Genomic DNA, 16559 nt, shown 5'->3' with positions numbered 1-16559 from the left:
CATCGCATGGCCCGTATTGCCATGGCCCGTCACATCCTGGTCAAGAGTGAGGCTGAAGCACAGCGCCTCAAGCAAGAACTGGAGCGCGGCCAACCCTTCGAGAAGCTGGCGAAAAAGCATTCCACCTGCCCCTCTGGCAAGCAGGGTGGAGATCTTGGCGAAGTGCGTCCAGGACAGATGGTTGGCGGCATAGATCGCGCCATCTTCAAGGGGCCGCTCAATAGCCTGCAGGGACCGCTGAAGAGCAAGTTCGGCTATCACCTGCTTGAGGTGTTCTTCCGCGGCTAGTCCTCGGATAGCGTCTCAAATTAGTGCCTCGAATGGCGTTTCAGCTTCTGCTACGCCACTCGTATTTCTCAATGCCGCCCATCTTTTCATTCCAAACGGATACTCCCTCGTGATCTCTACCGCCAACCTCACCATGCAGTTCGGTGCCAAGCCGCTGTTTGAAGACGTCTCCGCCAAGTTCGGACGTGGCCATCGCTACGGCCTGATCGGTGCCAACGGCTGCGGCAAGTCGACCATGATGAAGATCCTCGGTGGCGATCTGGAGTCGTCCGGCGGTCACGTCATGCTCGAACCCAATATCCGCCTGGGCAAGCTGCGTCAGGACCAGTTCGCCTATGAGGAATACACGGTGCTCGACACCGTGATCATGGGTCATGAGCGTCTGGCCGTGGTCAAGGCTGAGCGTGACCGTATCTACTCGCTGCCGGACATGAGCGAAGACGATGGCATGAAGGTCGCGGAGCTTGAAGTCGAATTCGCTGAACTCGACGGCTATACCGCTGAAGCGCGTGCCGGTGAATTGCTGATGGGCCTCGATATTCCCATTGATCAGCACCTTGGGCCGATGAGCGAAATAGCGCCGGGCTGGAAGCTGCGTGTATTGCTGGCACAGGCACTGTTCTCTGATCCTGACCTGCTGCTGCTGGATGAGCCGACCAACCACCTGGATATCAACACTATCCGTTGGCTGGAAGACGTGCTGACGTCGCGCTCCAGTACCATGATCATCATTTCTCACGATCGTCACTTCCTGAACAGTGTCTGCACGCACATGGCCGACCTGGACTACCGTGAACTGCGTCTGTTCCCGGGCAACTACGACGAGTACATGACCGCCGCGACCCAGGCGCGTGAACAACTGCAATCTGACAACGCTAAGAAGAAGGCGCAGATTGCCGAGCTGCAGTCGTTCGTCAGCCGCTTCTCTGCCAATGCCTCCAAGGCCAAGCAGGCAACTTCGCGCGCCAAGCAGATCGACAAGATCCAGCTCAGCGAGATCAAGCCGTCTTCGCGTATCAGTCCGTTCATTCGTTTCGAGCAGACCAAGAAGGTGCATAACAACGCCGTATTGGTCGACAAGCTGGCCAAGGGCTTTGACGGTAATACCCTGTTTGAGAACTTCAGCTTCACGGTTGCTGCTGGTGAGCGTGTCGCGATCATCGGTCCTAACGGTATCGGCAAGACCACACTGCTGCGCACGCTGGTCGGCGAGATGCATCCGGACGCGGGTAGCATCAAGTGGACCGATGCTGCGGACGTGGGTTACTACGCCCAGGACCATGCCCACGACTTCGCTACTGACATGACGCTCTATGACTGGATGGCGCAGTGGACCAGCGGTGGCGAGCAGGTCGTGCGTGGCACGCTGGGTCGCATGCTGTTCTCCAACGACGATATCCTCAAGTCGGTCAAGGTCATCTCCGGGGGTGAGCAGGGTCGCATGCTGTTCGGCAAGCTGATCCTCAAGCAACCCAACGTGCTGGTGATGGATGAGCCGACCAACCACCTGGACATGGAGTCCATCGAGGCGCTTAACCTTGCGCTGGAAAACTACCCTGGCACATTGATCTTCGTCAGCCATGACCGCGAATTCGTGGGCTCACTGGCGACACGCATCATCGAGCTGAGTGCAGATGGTGTTGTCGACTTCAGCGGCACCTATGATGATTACCTGCGTAGCCAAGGCGTTATCGTCTAAGGCAGCAGTGCACGCCCCATGAAAAGCCCTCGCTGCCCTTGGCAGCGAGGGCTTTTTGCAATTGGCGTCTCAGGCCAGCGTTAGCCCCGAATCATCATCTGGCTTCTGGTAAACTACGCCGCCGACGATCAGCACATGACAATTCATGGTTGATCGTCGGCTTCTTCGTTCCGTTTCCTTTCTGCAGCTTGGGGTTTCACGCATGGCCACATATGACGTCATCATCATCGGCGCAGGCGCAGCAGGCCTGATGTGTGCCGCCACGGCGGGCTATCAGGGCAAGCGTGTGCTGGTGCTGGACCACGCCAACAAGGCCGGCAAGAAGATCCTGATGTCCGGCGGTGGGCGCTGCAACTTCACCAATCTGGATGCCGGGCCGTCCAACTTCTTCTCGCGCAATCCGCATTTCTGCATCTCGGCGCTCAAGCGCTATACGCCGCACCATTTTCTCGAACTGGTGGAGCGTCATGGGCTTGAGCACGTTGAAAAGAAGCCGGGGCAGCTGTTCTGTGCCGATTCCGCCAAGGATCTGCTGGCGATCCTGATGACGGAGTGTGAGTGGGCAGGGGCGGAGATACGCCTCAATACTCGCATCACCGCGATCGAGCAGGCAGGCGAGGGCATGCGCGTTGCGACGGGTAACGGTTCGCATACGGCAGGACGTGTCGTGGTCGCCACTGGCGGGCTTTCGATTCCGACGTTGGGTGCCAGTGGCTTTGGCTATGACATCGCGCGCCAGTTTGGTCTGGAAGTGACAGATACCTACGCCGCGTTGGTACCGTTCACGCTGACTTCGCAGTGGAAGGAGCGCCTTTCGCCGCTCTCGGGACTGTCCTGTGATGTCAGCGTGACCGCTGGCAAGGGTCAGTACCGCGAGCCGATGCTGATCACCCACCGTGGTCTGTCGGGGCCGGCGATGCTGCAGGCCTCCTCTTGGTGGATGCCGGGTCAGCCGCTGAACATCGACCTCCTGCCAGGGGTGAACGCCTATGACGAACTGATCGCACTCCGTGAGCAGCATCCCAAGCGCCAGGTGGGTCCGTGGTTGGGTGAGCGACTGCCCAAGCGTCTCGCTCAATCGGTGGTGGAATGGCAGGATGCGGACGCTGGGCGTATCAGCGAGCGTAGTCTGGCGGAGCTTTCCAATGCACGCATCGAGCAGCTGGCACAGTCGCTCAATCACTGGCAGCTCAAACCCGCGGGCACCGAAGGCTGGCGTACCGCGGAGGTGACCATGGGCGGTGTGGTCACTGATGCCATCTCCCAGAAAGACTTCAGCGTGCGCGATCTACCGCAGCTGGCCTTCATCGGTGAGGTGCTCGATGTCACCGGCGAGCTTGGCGGCTACAACTTCCAGTGGGCGTGGTCGTCTGCCGTGGCCTGCGGTCTGAACTGCTGAGTGGCTGATCTGATGAATGGTTAAGCTGATGAATGGTTAAGCTGATGAATGGTTGAGCTGATGAGGACCGAGTGCTGAATCGCTACGCCGGATACGCCTGAATTCGTTCACGCCATCTGCTCGCGTATGGCGGGAATGGCCTTTTCGACCAGCGCGACGAACGCCTCGATGACAGGACGTGATGGCGTGTCGGGGTAGTGAAGCTCCAGCGGTACTGCCCTTAATGCTGGACGTAGCGCAATGAAGTGGCAGCCATCGCATTGCAGGCGCCGGATACATGCCGGGACGACAGCCACGCCCAATCCTGCGGCCACTTCGCTCAGCAGGGTCTGCATCAGTGCTGGCTGTCGCGTGATGCGGGGCGAGAAATCGGCGTCACCACAGGCGCTGATGATGTGGTCGAACAGGCCCGTGGCCTGGTCACGCTGAAACAGCACGAAGTCCTCATGGCTCAGTTCGCGCAAGGCGAGGCGCTTGCGCTTTGCAAGCCGATGATCCCTCGGCACCACCACCATCAACTCATCGTCATACACTGGCAGAACTGTCAGCGTCTCGCGCAGCTCCAGGGGCAGCGGACGAGACAGGCCGACATCAATCTCCTCGCGCGCAAAGGCATCCAGCTGCTGCTGCGCGGTCATCTCGTGCAATACGAGCGTGACATCAGGATGGTGTCTGGCAAAGTCACGCATCAGGCTCGGCACGAAGCTCGCGCAGGCAGAACTCATGTAGCCAATGCGCAATGTGCCGGTCTGGCCGCTGGCAGCCAGTGCCACGCGCTTGCGCGCCTGTACCTCCAGCGCCAGCATGCGCTGGGCTTCTTCCAGCAAGGCCTCCCCCGGGGCAGTGACACGCACTTCACGAGTATTTCTCCACAGCAGGCTGACGCCCAGCTCTGATTCCAGATCGGCGATCTGGCGACTGATGGCCGGTTGCACGATATGCAGCTCGCGCGCGGCCGCGGAGAAGCTTTTCAGCGTGGCAACGGTCACGAATGTTCTCAGGGTGCGTAGTTCCACGGCGAGCTCCGGCAAGGTGATTGATGCTCATTAAGCATGAGTCATATCATATCTTATCATTTCCACTATAAGTCGCAGCTCGCTAGTCTGATGGTCTGCCATTCTCGTGCACACGCATGGCGCACTTGCCAATGCGTGAGTGGGTGCGATGGTCCTGAAGCTGTGTGGAGCCCAAATGAATACATCCTCGTGTGATGCAGTCACTCACCCCGAGAGTGACTCGCCTCGTCCGCTGTCCTCTGGCGGTCGTTTTACGTTACTGGCCATCGCCTGCCTGACCATCATGGTGGGCTGCGTCGTGGCACCGGGTCTGCCGAGCATTGCAGCTGCGCTGGGCGTGGAAAGTCATGCCAGCTGGTTGATTACCTTGCCCTCACTGGGTGCGGTGCTGTTTGCCCCACTCGCTGGGCGCATGATCGATCGCATCGGTGCCTATCGCGCCCTGATCGGCGGGCTGTTCCTTTATGGCTTGTTGGGCGCAGGCGGCGCTCTGCTTGACGGCACGGCCGTGGTGTTTGCTGACCGTATTCTGCTTGGTGGCGTCACGGCGGTGGTGATGGCAAGCGGTACCACGTTGATTTCCGAGTGGTATCACGGCCACGCGCGTCTGGCGATGATTGCGCAACAGGGCATGTCCATCGAGCTGGGGGGCGTCATCTTCCTGTTCGTCAGTGGTGTACTGGCCGGTATCGCCTGGCAGTGGCCCTTTGCCCTCTATCTGCTGGCATGGCTGCTGTTGGTCATGTTGTGGGTGTTGGTGCCCAAGCAGTCACCACCGGCGCCGAAAGATGAGGCAGGTCATGGAGCAGGAGGAGCTATAGCGTCTTCCCTTAATAGCGTCTATCTGGCGGCGGCAGTCTCGATGACGCTCTTCTTCAGCGCTATCGTGATGTTGCCGATGCGCTTGAATGTTATGGGACTGAGCGAAACCGCGACGGGTATCTTCCTGGCGGCCATCTCGCTGGTTGCGGTGCTGGCGGCGATGCAGATGCCCCGCGTGTCCCGCGGATTGGGCGAGATGCCGATATTGATCGTGGCGTTCGCGCTGTATTCTGCAAGCCTGTTCGTCTTTCAACAGGCGGACAGCATTCAGGTGATGGGCTTGGGTATCGTGCTGTCCGGCATGGGCTTCGGTTTCTCCATTCCGCTGCTCAATCACATGACGGTAGAGCGCAGCCATGTCGCTGTTCGGGGGCGTAACTTGTCTTACCTGACCATGGCGCTCTTCCTCGGTCAGTTCCTGACCTCTTTCCTGGAGTTCTTGCCAGGCGGCAGTCGCAGTGTCTTTGGCTTTGCCGCGGTATTGGGCCTTGTCTTCGCGGTGCTCTATCTGGCGGATCATCTGCTCAAGCGCAACAGCCGACAGGCACAGTGAGTCATCGATAGACATAGTGCTTGACCATGCTGAAACGAAAAAAAGCCCCGTGACCTGAATGACAGGTCACGGGGCTTTTCTGCATGGCGTCCGACGGATTGAACGTCGCGTGGCGCGCCATTGTCTGTGGCTGGAACGGACTGTTGAAGACGGTTGAGGCAGTGTATCGCGACTACTTGTTGAACAGCACCCGAAGGCGCCGAATCATCACCCAACCCATCAAGCCGCGCTTCACCAGGCTCAAGCCCTTCTTGGGCTTGAAGCCACCGCGCGCTGCCACCAGACCACCGATCAGTACCAGCGGCCCACGATATTGCTGAATCTTGGCCCAACCACGATCAATCGGCGCCGTGGCAGTCTCGAGATCCCGCATGGCATGGCTGACATCGAGGCGTTGTTGCGTGATGCGTGCTTCGAGTTCAGCGCGGCGGACATCGCGAGGATGCGATGATCCCCCGCGAGCCTGGTGAGAAACGGATAATTGGGGATCACGTTGCAAGGCTGACTGTCCTGAAGGACTCATATGACCTCCCTGTTGACGAGTGCATGCGCCACATCCAACGGATCTGGCGCATGTAGCCCCTTTTTACACATCATCAGTTGTGCTCGCGCTGACGCTGGCGAGCCAGTGCTTCAGTACGTACGCCCTTGAGGTTTTCGCTGTCAGTACTCAGGTGGCTGAGTGTCGAGCGCAACAGGCTACGCCGTGAAGCGATGGCCTTGATGCGCCAGGCGATCAATCCTCCCAGTATCAGCAGCGTACCGCTGCAAAGGGCGATGGCGAGCAGCCGATGAGTGTCCCAATACGCCGCAACCACCAATAAGATGGCCAGGCCGATGCCGAAACAGATCAGCATCAAGGCGATTCCAGACAGCAGCAGGAGCACGAACAACCGCTCGCGTTCTTCCTCCAGCTCCAGCACGGCGAGACGCAATCGCGTCTCGCCGCTTTCCACAAGGCTTGCTGTCAGGCGGCGGATAGCGCCAAGTACGCGTTCAACCGGCCCTTGTTCCTGCATCAGCGGCGGCCGAGCAGAATGCCGAAGACAACGCCAGCGGCGGCGCCGATGCCGATGCTGGTCCACGGGTTGTCGTGGACATAACGATCGGCACAGTCAGCGGACTGACGGGCGCTTGCCGCGATGCGATCACCTTGCTCGCTCAGGCGAGCGCGGGTCGCTTGCAGACGGGTTTCAGCGCGGGCACGCACTTCTTTCATGCTCTCGCGGGAGTCATCGGCGGAGGCCTGCAGCAGGTCCTCGACGGTCTGGGACAGGTGGCGCAGGTCGTCTTTCAGCTGTTCAGTGTTGGCGCTGGTAGCTGACGTAGAGTGATCACCGATCTTTTGCATAGCCATGATGTAATTCCTTCCCGTATATCGAATGAGACTTCGTGAATGGTGAGCGCAGTGGACTGCGCAGATGATTCTCGAATGCCATCTTCCCTGGGGCGCCGCAGGCGGCAGGGCATGACCTCGTGTTGCGATGAAGCGTGCGACGGCGTCCGGATGTTGATGAGGGACGTTTTACGTGGTCATGTCTAGATCGTTGGGGCCGGTCGGAATAAACACAAGGGCAAAGAGTCAATAGACAGCAATATCATCGGGAATCGAGCGCAAGGCGTGATCTGGATCAAACCTGAAAGAAGGGCAAGGCGAGGGAGAAAAGGGGGTGAGTGACAAAAGGAGGAGGAAGAAAAGGACTGCATTGACGAGGGAGACATGGCAATACGGGCAGCTCAGGCTGCCCGTATTGCATGATTCTCGGCTCTGTCGGAGCTTTCGATGGGCTGCGATCAGGTTTCCGGCAGACCCGCGAAGAAGGTATTGATCGAGAAGCCGAGACCAAAGCGGTTAACGCTGTGATCGTAGTCGATCAGGCTCTCGCCATAGCCGTGGTAGTACTGCACGTAGCCACGGACCTTGCCGAACATCGGGAAGGAGTAATCCACCTGATTGCCGAAGTTGCCCTTGGAGGGGTTGCCGCGCACCATCCAGGTGATTTCGTGCTGATCCGTGGTGTAACCCAGAGTGATGTCACCGTAACCGATGTAATCGTCGAGATCCGGGTTGTCATCGTCGTCGGAATCTTCCGGTATGCGCCAGTGCGGTGTGATGGCAACGGCCCAGTCGCCATTCTGGAACATCATGTCAGCGTAGACACGGTTCCAGCTGCGTGACAGCGGATCAGAACGCCCGTTGGACTGATGCGCGAAGCCAAGACGGTTGCGCGTATTGGTCCAGCCCAGCAGTTCCAGTTTGTTGTCGAACTGAATGAAGGCTTCCGGCTCGTAGTTGGTCTCGCGGAACGGAGATGATGCATCGGAATTGTATGCTTGCCACCAACTGCGCTGGGTATAGGCAAAGAAGATATCTCCGTTGTCCTTGAAGATATCGTTCATCAGCTGGACCTTGAAGCTGATCTGATACTTCACTTCCGAGTTGTCTACATCACCTTCTTTCGTCACCGCATCGAAGTCTTCAGCATTGGGTGTGGAGTTGTAGGCCCATGGCAGCAGGTAGTTGCGCTTGTACGCCGTGATGGCCAACGGGTTGTTCTCGGCATTGTCTTCAAGAGACAGCCGCTCCTGTGCGCGCAACTGGGCCATGCTGTCTTCTGTCTGAGTACCCTCCGCTTGCGTGCCATCCGTTTGAATGCCATCAGCGTCGCTCTCATCTGCAGAGACGAGGCTTGGTTCTGCCGCCTTGCTTTTCTTGGGAGGCGGCGGCGAATAGGTTGGCATGCGTCGCGTACTGTTTTCCTTGGCGCCAGCACGTGCCTGTGCGGGGGTCAGTCCCAGTTCTTGGGGAGTGAAGCGCTGGCCGTTGGCCAGCACCATGCGACCCTGGGAGTCCATGGAGTAGGGCACGGCAGCGCTGGATGACGCCGAGAAGGTCATCAGGGCCGTCGCCAGCAAACCGGATAGGCACACGGTCGCTGGCCGGAATCCGGTAGAGATGAGACGGAAAGGCATGAGGATATCCTGGTGGGGTAACGCCGCGGGGAGACGGCCAGCGGAGTATGGAGCAATGAGCATGACAAGTCTGCCATTCTACTGGCTGTCAGGGGCCCTGTTCCAGCACGTTGATGCCGACAGTGACTGTCGCTGCGCTGTAACAGTTTAGATGTGCCTAATGGGCGACGTTTGCCGGTGATGCTGCGAGATGGTGTTGAGAAGGCAGCGAGAAGAGAATGGGACGGGGCTTGCAGAAACCGGCAAGGGACTGTTTTCGTGGCAGTGATTGCACGTGCTGCAGACGCAGCCGACAATGCAGGCACTGCGGGCCTTAGGGATGCCGTATCAGAGCGATGGCGTGGTTGAGGAGATGGATGTGATAGGCAATAACCCCTTGAGATTGTCAGCGCTGGCCGGTGTGCTGCTGTTGATGGTGATCGGCAGCATGCCCCTGCTGGCGAGCGCAGATGCGCCCAAGCACGATGCTGTGCAGAGTCAGCTGGAAGACTTGCAGAGCGTCCAGAGTCCTGATGCCGATACGCGTCAGAGGATTGCAGATCTCAAGGAAACGCTGAACGTGCTGGATGACCTCACCGAGGCCACCAGCAATCTGAAAAGCTTGCAGGATGAACTCAAGTCAGCGCCGTCTGATCTCGTCGCCGGGCAGGCCGAACTGGTCAGTCTTCCCAGCGACGATACCGGCACGCTCGATACCGATGTACTACAGCAGGAATCGGTGGAGGCGCTGGACAAGCGCATGAGCAACACGCTCAGCACCCTGCAAGATCTGCAGGACAAGCTGGCGACGGCCAATCGCCTTCTCATCAATGCCCAGAGTCTGCCAGAGCGATCTCGCTCCACGCTCGCCGATGCTCAACAGCAGGTGCAGCGCCTGCAAACCCAGCTGGCGGGCAATGGTGATGAGACGCTGAGCGGCACGGCCAGCGATTTGCTTGAAGCACGCCTTCAGCTGGCGGAGACCCGCGCTGCGCTGAGCCATGCCGAACTCAATGGCAGCTCTCAGCTGCGCGAGCTGGCACAGGTGCGCAAGTCGCTTTACAGCCGCCGTATCTCAGGGCTGGAGAAGGACCTGACCCTGGTGCAAGGCCTGGTCAATGACAAGCGTCGTGATCAGTCCGAGCAGACTATCGCCGATGCTACCAGCGGCGAGAACGCCGCGCTGGCAAGCGACCCCATCTTTCAGCAGGTGCTTGACCGCAATCGCGAGCTGAGCAGCCAGCTGCTGGCGATCACGGATCGCGTGAATGCGGTGATTCGCGATGGCCTGGAAGTGCGAACCCAGCTGGACCGCGTGACCCAGGTCGAGCGCACCATGAGCGAGCAGATCGAAGCCATCAAGGGGAGCGTGTTGCTGGCGCGTATCCTGCGTGAGCAGCAGAGTCGTCTGCCCAAGGTGGATGTTCGTCAAGACTTGAAGGAAGAGATCGCGGATCTGCGTCTCAAGCAGTTCGAGCTCAACAAAGTGCGTGAACAGCTCGCTGACATTCCCCAATACCTGAAAACCCAGGTCTTGAGCGAAACGGCCGCCCTGGAACGTCCTGGTGGCAATAGTGACAACGGTGAGATCAGTGATGCGCTGCGTCAGGCACTGACGCGTCAGCTGGAGGCACGCAAGGAACTGGTCGACAACCTCGACAAGGAATATGACAACCTGCTGGCACGGGCCATCGACCTGCAGCTCAATCAGCAACAACTCCTGGAAGTGTCAGGACGACTGCGCCAGACCATCGAGGAGCAGTTGTTCTGGGTGGCCAATGGCAAGCCGCTGGGTCTGGATTGGTTGACGCGCACACCGGAGATGCTCAGTGAAGAGCTCAAGCCAACGGTGTGGCGTGCCGTCATGGCCGGGCTGTCCAAGGGCTTCCAGCTCAATGATCTCTGGATCGGTCTGCCGGGCCTGTTGCTGTTGATCTTCATCACCTGGAAGCGTTCACGCATTCGGGCGCGTCTGGCGGATCTGCACGCGCAGATCGGGCGTCTCAAACAGGACACACAGCTGCACACGCCACGCGCCATCCTGCTCAACGTCCTGCTGGCGATCCCCGGAGCATTGGCCCTGGCGCTGGTCGGCAGCGTGTTGTCGCTGGGCGAGGGCATCATGCTGTGGGCGCTGGGACAGGCCTTGCTCAAGTTGTCACTGGCATGGGGCATCTTTGGTATCTTCCGCCGCTTGCTGGTCAGAGATGGTGTGGCGGAGCGCCACTTCCAGTGGCCTGCACTCTATGTGGCTGAGCTGCGCCGCCAGCTATGGTGGATCGGATGCGCGCTGTTGCCGGTCATCCTGATCACCAACATCATCGCCGAGGCGGATCTCAACCTGCTTGAGCGCCCGCTGGGGCTGTTGATCCTGTTCGTGGGACTGGTCGCGATGAGCCTCTTCCTGTCGCGGTTGATTCTGGCGCACGTGCCGTTCTTCGGTCTCAAATTGTTCCGATTGGCGCTTGGCCTTGCACTGGCGATGGTGCCAGTCGCGCTGGGTGTGCTGATCTGCCTGGGGTATGAGTACACCGCGCTACGCCTGAGTGGCCGATTCATCACGACACTTTATCTATTCGGTGCCTGGATTCTGGTCGAGGCGACTGTCGTGCGCGGATTGGCTGTTGCCGCACGTCGACTGGCCTATCGTCGTGCTATCGCGCGGCGACGTGCCCAGGTACAGGAAGGTGCGGAAGGTGGCGTGGAAGTGGTGGAAGAGCCACCGCTGGACATGGAGCAGGTCAACTCCCAGTCGCTACGACTGTCGAAGTTGATTCTCGTCATCAGCTTCCTGTTCATCTTCTATGTCGTGTGGGCAGACCTGCTCAACGTACTGAGCTATCTCGACAGTGTTGTCGTCTGGGATATCGCGGCCTCGGTTGAAGGTGATCCAGCGACCCCTATCTCGCTGGCGGACTTGATTGCCGCGATGGTCACTCTCGCCGTGGCGGTGATGATGGCGCGCAACCTGCCGGGCCTGTTGGAAGTGTCGATCCTGTCCCGCCTGGAGCTCAAGCAGGGCTCCAGCTACGCGATCACTTCACTGCTGTCCTACGTGATCATGGCGACCGGTTTCGTGATGACACTCGGCAGCATGGGGGTCAGTTGGGACAAGCTGCAGTGGTTGGTTGCGGCATTGGGTGTCGGGTTGGGCTTCGGGTTGCAGGAGATATTTGCCAACTTCATCTCGGGTTTGATCATCCTGTTCGAGCGTCCGGTGCGTATCGGCGACACCATCACGGTCGGTAACCTGCATGGGACGATCAATCGTATCCGGATTCGCGCGACGACGGTGACGGATTTCGACCGCAAGGAAATCATCATCCCCAACAAGGTGTTCGTCACCGATCAGCTGATCAACTGGTCGTTGTCTGACAACGTCACGCGGGTGGTGCTCAACTTCGGTGTCGCGCATGGCAGTGATCTGGATCTGGCACATCGACTGTTGCTGCAGGCCGCTCAGGAGAACAAGCGGGTGCTCAAGGATCCAGAGCCGTTGGTGTTCTGCCTGACGTACAACAAGGACAACTTCGGCTTTGAGTTGCGCATCTACGTCAATGATCTTACCGATCGCCTGTACGCGACCGATGAGATCAATCGATTGGTCGATGCACGCTTCCGCGAGCATGGCATCAAGGTTGCCTTCCAGCAGATGGATGTCTGGCTGCATCGTCAGGACGGCACCGAGCGGCTGGTAGAACAGCGCGATATGCTGCCGCAGATGCAGCGGCCTGCCAGCGGTTCGCCAGAGAGCAGTGAGCACCTTGAAGGCGGTGCCTTGATCGCACGCCGCAAGCCGACCAACGATGCATTGGCAGGTCGTGAGGATGCCGGGCTACGTGAGTCGACGCCAGATGCAGAGGATGGCGGCGACGGAGGCGGTGGTGATGCCGGAGGGCGCTAGGCCACATGGTCTGCCGTCATGACACGCACAAGGCGCCTACTGGGCGCCTTGTGCGTGTTGAACTCATTCACAAGATATTACTGCTTCTGCGTCACAGGGGGTGGTGCCTGTAGTTCCAGGGTCCAGCGGCTCAAGAAGCTGGCTTGCTTGAGGCGGTCGAGCGTCGCGAGCAGGCCGGGGCCGATTTCGATCGGTCGCAGTGCATCGCCAAGTCGTTCACGAAGATCATGGGCGCTGCCTTCGCCGCGGGCTTCAGGATGCAGGGCACCTAGTTCGCTTTCGCTCGCGACGCTTTGCTGGCCCTCTGGGCTTAGCCACCAGTCGAGAAAGGCCTCGCCTGCCTCAGGGTGAGGTGCCTGGCGGGGAACAAAAGCCAATCGGCGCTGAATCAACACATAGTCTTCCGGCACGATCACCTCAAGTTCAGGATGCGTGCGCGCGAAGGTCACGGCATAGGGGCCGACGAGGTTGTAAGCGATGTCCACCTTGTTCTCGGCCAGTGCTTTCAGCATCGCGCCGGTGGTGTTGACGAGCCGAGCGTCGGCTTGCCCCATGGCGCGCACAAGTGTCCAGTAACGTGGTGACTGACGGGCGTCGGAGACTGCATAGGTGAATCCTGAGCCGCTGGTACGCGGGTCATAGGTGATGATGCGCCCGCGCAGCATGTCGCGGCGTGTCTCCAGCAGGTGCCAGAGATCACGGTGGCTGCGTAGAATATCGCGAGGATTGCGCAGACCCTCGAGGTCTGCCAGCCGCTTCATGGCATCACGCCGTGCCACCATCACGATAGGCTCAAAACTCACGGCGTACAGCTCGTTTCGCCAACGTGAGTTGTCGGGCCATTTTGCTAGATTCGGGGCATCCAGTGCTCGGGCGTGGCCCTGGTTGGCCAGTCGGTATTGCAGCCCCATGGCGGAGGAAATCATCAGGTCTGCGCGTGTCTTGAGCGGTGCCTCCAGATATTGCGCCTCCAGCAATAGGGCAGAACGATTGACGTAATGTATGAGCAGGTCTGGATGCTTACGGCTGTAGCGGATCAGCAGCGAGCGTATCTCGGGTAGGTCCAGCGCGGCATGAATCTCGAGTTCGGCGCTATTGGCCGTCGCTGTTATCGCATCGGATGTCATTCCAGATGCCGCGTCGCCATCTGTCACGTTCACCCGCGTTTTGCGCTCATTCAGCGGTTGGCCATTCCGCAGCCACAGTGTCTGATGCTCATCACTTTGCAGATCGACATCAGGCTGTACCTCCGTCGCGTAAGCCGCGGATGTCAATGTCAGACTCGCTAGCAGCAAGCTCGCTAGCCACAGTGTTGACATCAGCAGAGGTGAACGCAGTGCCTTAGAGCGCCAGCAATGAGTGGCTAGCATGCAGAGTCTCCTTCGAGGCTATCACTGGCCGGTGGCGGGCAGGGTTCAAGATGCAGACTGACGCGCAGTCCACGCCGCGGCGTTTCCGTGATGCTTGCCTCAGTGCCTGCGCGAGCATCAGCATTGGCGCCGGGGTGGGTCCGGGTATTATTGATATGAATGCTGGCATCGCTCAGTGTCAGGCGTGCATCGTGATGACGGGCAATCCCGTCGACAATCGCTAGCCCCAGCCCGGCACCCTCACGTTTGTCAGGACTTGGTTCACTGTCCGGCTGGGCGTGGCGATGGAAGGGACGTAGCACCAGTAGGCGACGTTCGGCCTGAATGCCGGGGCCATCATCTTCTACGCTGAGTATCAGGCGCCCCGGCAATGATTCAGGTGCCCCGTCATCAGCGGTAACAGCGACTCGCGTCAGCGTCAGCGTGACGATATGCGCGCCATGCTTGCAGGCATTGTCGATCAAGTTGGCCAGCGCCTCCTCAAGTTGCCACGCCACGCCGAGGGTCCAGGCGGTATTGTCGATCTCGGGCGATATTTCCAGTCCGAGATCGACCCCCGCACGATCACAGCGCAGGAAATGACGACTGACGGTGGCGCGAGCAAGGGCGGCCAGTTCCAGTGGTACACGCTCAGGCTGTACTTCAGGATTATTGAGTCGTGTCAGCGAGAGCAGTTGGCTGGCGAGATGCGCGGTATGGCTGGCGGTGGCTTGCATCTGCTTCAGCGCAGCGTGCCAGGCAACAGGGTCATCGTTGCGCAGTGCGAGTTCGGCATGCGCGGAGAGGCCGGCCAGCGGCGTGCGCAGCTGATGCGAGGCGTCACCAATGAAGCGCTCCTGATTGGCACGTACGCGTCGCATCCGTGCCAGCAGCTCATTGAGCGTATTGCGAAGTTCTTCCAGTTCTCGTGGTAGCGAGAGATTGAGCGGCGCCAGACTGCGAGGATCGCGCTCACGGATAGCACGTCTGAGACGTATCAGTGGTGACAGTGCCAAACGTACCCCGATCAACACCACCAGTAGCGCGAGTACGGCCATGCCAGCGATACGTATCAGCGAGCCGCTGAACAATTCACGCGTCAGCATTTCGCGCCCTTCACGCGTGTGGGCGACCCGGATGCTGAAGCGCTGGCCATGTCGAGGGTCCTCCCCCCAGCCCCCGAGACGAGTATCGAGGCTGCCCAGTCGCAGTGCCTGCCCTTGCCAGGCGATATCACGAAAGGCCAGTTCGCCGCTGCGTCCTGGTACCTCTTGTGAGTTTTGCGGGCCGTTTGCGAGGGTATTGGCATCCGGTAGACGCGTGTTGCCGGTGACCTGCTTGCCCTCGGCATCGACCAGACTGTAGAACACACGTTCTTGTGCATCGGTGGCCAGCATCTCAAGCGCTGCCGGGGGGAGGTCAAGCCATAGCTGGCCATCTTGCCATTTGACCTGTTCGGCGATGGTGACCAGCGATGCTTCCAGCAGACGATCATAAGCGCGGTCTGCTGCATCGCGTGCCGACAGAAAAGCCTGCACCAGCAATACGGTGCCTAGCGCCAATAGCGGGATGAGCAGCCAGCTCAGTAAGCGCCGGTAAAGGCTGATGGGCCTGATCGCCATCGACGCGGAGCACTCTCCGATGGTGTCTGTCGAGTTGTCAGCATCGCTCACTCGGGTGCCCCCGCAGCTGGTGTGCTGGTCTGTGACGTCGCGGGAGGTGAAGTATGCTCCAGTAGATAGCCAAGCCCACGTACCGTCCGCAGCCGGATATCACTGCCTTCCAACCGCTTGCGCAGGCGATGCATGTAGACCTCAATGGCGTTATCGCCGACGGCTTCGTGGCTACCGAATGCCTCCTCGGTCAGACGTGCTTTATCGACTGGCTCACCGGCATGTTGAATCAGGCAGCCGAGCAGGCGCTGCTCACGTGGCGGCAGGGCCAGCGGCGAGCCTGCCAGCAGGAAGCGCCCATTGAGGGGTTCAAACACGAGACTGCCGATGGCCAGTCGCGGCGTCGCCTGTACGTTTTTCTGACTGAATTGCTGGCCGGCATGGCGACGTAGCAGGGCACGGACACGCGCTTCAAGCTCATCGAGTGCAAAGGGCTTGGCGAGGTAGTCATCGGCCCCGAGATCCAGCCCACGCACGCGGTCTTCGATGGCCCCTCGCGCCGTCAGTATCAATACTGGCGTGTGACTATCGTGCTGGCGCAGTGCGGCCAATATCTCAAGCCCCGAGGCGCCGGGAAGATTGAGGTCCAGCACGATCAGCGCGAAGCCATGATCCGCAGCGGGCGTCAGACGCGCGAGCGCTTCACCGCCATCGTCCAGATGGGTGACATGCAGGCCGTCACTTTCAAAGACTCGACATAGGGTGCTGGACAGCAGAGCGTCATCCTCCACTAGCAACAGGGCAGGAGACGATGGCGTGGCGGCGTCGCGAGAGGCTATCGGGTCAGGAGGGCTCATCCGGGCTCCGGGAGATGCGCGGTTTTCAGGGTGTCACGGCTGCCGATGATGTGATGAATCGGGGTAGGGTTGCAGCGACAGCAAGGGTTGTCACCAAGCGTATCATT

At 59.6% G+C, this 16559-nt stretch carries 13 protein-coding genes; 5 read left to right on the top strand and 8 right to left on the bottom strand.

Going from position 1 to position 16559, the window contains the following annotated elements:
* The first annotated feature begins 6 nt into the window (after positions 1–6).
* From GQR90_RS14005 to GQR90_RS13995, 3 genes are all read left to right on the top strand, one after another.
* Complete coding sequence (locus GQR90_RS14005) at positions 7–288, top strand: peptidylprolyl isomerase (protein WP_158774649.1); 282 nt, start codon at positions 7–9, stop codon at positions 286–288.
* 109 nt (positions 289–397) lie between these two features.
* The gene (locus GQR90_RS14000; RefSeq protein ID WP_088742768.1) at positions 398–1987 is read left to right on the top strand and encodes an ABC-F family ATPase; all 1590 of its coding nucleotides are present in this window, start codon (positions 398–400) and stop codon (positions 1985–1987) included.
* Between the two features lie 202 nt (positions 1988–2189).
* On the top strand, positions 2190–3386 hold the full coding sequence (locus tag GQR90_RS13995) for an NAD(P)/FAD-dependent oxidoreductase (RefSeq protein ID WP_158774648.1): 1197 nt from the start codon (positions 2190–2192) through the stop codon (positions 3384–3386).
* Between the two features lie 107 nt (positions 3387–3493).
* Here the strand turns inward: GQR90_RS13995 and GQR90_RS13990 are convergent, their stop codons facing one another.
* The gene (locus GQR90_RS13990) at positions 3494–4402 is read right to left on the bottom strand and encodes a LysR family transcriptional regulator (RefSeq protein WP_158774647.1); all 909 of its coding nucleotides are present in this window, start codon (positions 4400–4402) and stop codon (positions 3494–3496) included.
* Between the two features lie 175 nt (positions 4403–4577).
* Here GQR90_RS13990 and GQR90_RS13985 point away from each other — a divergent pair, with 175 nt between their 5' ends.
* Positions 4578–5777: an MFS transporter gene (locus GQR90_RS13985; RefSeq protein ID WP_158774646.1), complete on the top strand. Its 1200-nt coding sequence runs from the start codon at positions 4578–4580 to the stop codon at positions 5775–5777.
* Positions 5778–5949: 172 nt separating this feature from the next.
* Here GQR90_RS13985 and GQR90_RS13980 read toward each other — a convergent pair whose 3' ends face one another.
* The 4 genes from GQR90_RS13980 to GQR90_RS13965 form a co-directional block, all read right to left on the bottom strand.
* On the bottom strand, positions 5950–6300 hold the full coding sequence (locus GQR90_RS13980) for a YqjK-like family protein (RefSeq protein WP_158774645.1): 351 nt from the start codon (positions 6298–6300) through the stop codon (positions 5950–5952).
* Between the two features lie 73 nt (positions 6301–6373).
* Complete coding sequence (locus GQR90_RS13975) at positions 6374–6796, bottom strand: phage holin family protein (RefSeq protein ID WP_158774644.1); 423 nt, start codon at positions 6794–6796, stop codon at positions 6374–6376.
* Positions 6796–7134, bottom strand: a complete 339-nt coding sequence (locus GQR90_RS13970) for a DUF883 family protein (RefSeq protein WP_233266321.1) — start codon at positions 7132–7134, stop codon at positions 6796–6798. Before GQR90_RS13970 ends, GQR90_RS13975 begins: the two co-directional genes overlap by 1 nt.
* Positions 7135–7571: 437 nt before the next feature.
* Positions 7572–8750 carry a phospholipase A gene (locus tag GQR90_RS13965; protein WP_233266319.1) on the bottom strand — a complete coding sequence of 393 codons (1179 nt, stop codon included), beginning with the start codon at positions 8748–8750 and terminating at the stop codon, positions 7572–7574.
* 274 nt (positions 8751–9024) lie between these two features.
* On the opposite strand from GQR90_RS13965, the gene mscK reads away from it, so the two are divergent.
* Positions 9025–12633 carry a mechanosensitive channel MscK gene (gene mscK, locus GQR90_RS13960; RefSeq protein ID WP_233266316.1) on the top strand — a complete coding sequence of 1203 codons (3609 nt, stop codon included), beginning with the start codon at positions 9025–9027 and terminating at the stop codon, positions 12631–12633.
* A gap of 77 nt (positions 12634–12710) precedes the next feature.
* Here the strand turns inward: mscK and GQR90_RS13955 are convergent, their stop codons facing one another.
* The 3 genes from GQR90_RS13955 to GQR90_RS13945 are packed head-to-tail and all read right to left on the bottom strand — an operon-like array spanning position 12711 to position 16452.
* The gene (locus GQR90_RS13955) at positions 12711–14003 is read right to left on the bottom strand and encodes an ABC transporter substrate-binding protein (RefSeq protein WP_158774643.1); all 1293 of its coding nucleotides are present in this window, start codon (positions 14001–14003) and stop codon (positions 12711–12713) included.
* Entirely contained in the window at positions 13997–15655 is a 1659-nt protein-coding gene (locus tag GQR90_RS13950) for a sensor histidine kinase (RefSeq protein ID WP_233266315.1), read from the bottom strand. The genes GQR90_RS13955 and GQR90_RS13950 overlap by 7 nt, the downstream gene beginning before the upstream one ends.
* On the bottom strand, positions 15652–16452 hold the full coding sequence (locus GQR90_RS13945; protein ID WP_158774642.1) for a response regulator transcription factor: 801 nt from the start codon (positions 16450–16452) through the stop codon (positions 15652–15654). The genes GQR90_RS13950 and GQR90_RS13945 overlap by 4 nt, the downstream gene beginning before the upstream one ends.
* Positions 16453–16559: the final 107 nt, after the last annotated feature.

Source organism: Cobetia sp. L2A1, from assembly GCF_009796845.1.
In the GTDB taxonomy this organism is placed as follows: domain Bacteria; phylum Pseudomonadota; class Gammaproteobacteria; order Pseudomonadales; family Halomonadaceae; genus Cobetia.
Note: the sequence above shows the minus strand (reverse complement) of the source record. Positions and strands in the feature narration are given on the sequence as shown.

Bases quoted from the DNA above. Each gene is read 5' to 3' on its own strand.
- GQR90_RS14005 (WP_158774649.1), top strand. From the start codon at position 7: ATGGCCCGTATTGCCATGGCCCGTCACATCCTGGTCAAGAGTGAGGCT.
- GQR90_RS13995 (WP_158774648.1), top strand. From the start codon at position 2,190: ATGGCCACATATGACGTCATCATCATCGGCGCAGGCGCAGCAGGCCTG.
- GQR90_RS13985 (WP_158774646.1), top strand. From the start codon at position 4,578: ATGAATACATCCTCGTGTGATGCAGTCACTCACCCCGAGAGTGACTCG.
- GQR90_RS13980 (WP_158774645.1), bottom strand. From the start codon at position 6,300: ATGAGTCCTTCAGGACAGTCAGCCTTGCAACGTGATCCCCAATTATCC.
- GQR90_RS13975 (WP_158774644.1), bottom strand. From the start codon at position 6,796: ATGCAGGAACAAGGGCCGGTTGAACGCGTACTTGGCGCTATCCGCCGC.
- GQR90_RS13970 (WP_233266321.1), bottom strand. From the start codon at position 7,134: ATGGCTATGCAAAAGATCGGTGATCACTCTACGTCAGCTACCAGCGCC.
- GQR90_RS13965 (WP_233266319.1), bottom strand. From the start codon at position 8,750: ATGCCTTTCCGTCTCATCTCTACCGGATTCCGGCCAGCGACCGTGTGC.
- GQR90_RS13955 (WP_158774643.1), bottom strand. From the start codon at position 14,003: ATGCTAGCCACTCATTGCTGGCGCTCTAAGGCACTGCGTTCACCTCTG.
- GQR90_RS13945 (WP_158774642.1), bottom strand. From the start codon at position 16,452: ATGAGCCCTCCTGACCCGATAGCCTCTCGCGACGCCGCCACGCCATCG.